Source organism: Vibrio sp. 378 (assembly GCF_033339435.1).
This window is the reverse complement of sequence record NZ_JAWOUO010000509.1, coordinates 1-724: the sequence shown is the minus strand read 5'-3', so window position 1 is coordinate 724 and position 724 is coordinate 1. Positions and strand designations below refer to the sequence as shown.

The following is a 724-nucleotide window of genomic DNA, read 5'->3' as shown; positions in this document are numbered from 1 at the left end:
CGGCAGCCCCCTTCGTAGAAACCTCGGTTTTTACTGACGGTTGGACAGCGAACGATCTTCGTGTTCTGGAAAAAAATCCAACCATGAACGATGTTTATGTCGAAGAGTTCAAAGACGTTCGCACTATTACGATTCATCCCAACTATGATCCTAATGACCTATGGATTAATGACTTGGCGGTATTGGAGTTAACCCGACCAATTACCGATAACGTTCAGTCCATCACTCTGCCTCAAGATTTTGGCGATTACAGCGGCGAATCGGTTTATCAAATCTTTGGATTGGGACAAACGTCCACGACCGACACCAGCGGCCCGAACTATTTGCGATGGGCGGAGGTTCAACCGCTTTCTGATGCCCAATGTGCTTCTCTCGTTGTGGGGTATAACGACCAAGAAAACATTTGTGCAAATGGCTTTCCAGACCGTAGCTATACCGGAATATGTAGCGGAGACTCTGGCGGCCCACTCACCTATCAAGACAGCAACGGTATGTATCAGCAAATCGGGATTGTGAGCTACGGCTCATCCATTTGTGAGTCGGCAGCCATTCCGAGCGTGTTCACAGAGATTCTGAATTACACCTCGTGGATAGAGGCAAGAACCAGTTCTGGGGTCAAAACCGTTTATAACGCAAGCTTAGCAGCCTTAGAGGATTACCATAGCGAAGGTGATTCAGGCTTTGATCCAGAAGACACTAATGTTTCAGGATTTAGCGACAACGG

1 protein-coding gene is annotated in these 724 nt (G+C 47.7%); it reads left to right on the top strand.

Annotated features, from left to right (window positions below; all coding sequences use genetic code 11):
- Nucleotides 1-724, top strand: a 724-nt coding sequence (locus R7Q48_RS27220; protein ID WP_318133369.1) for a serine protease, incomplete at both ends; no start/stop codon positions are given.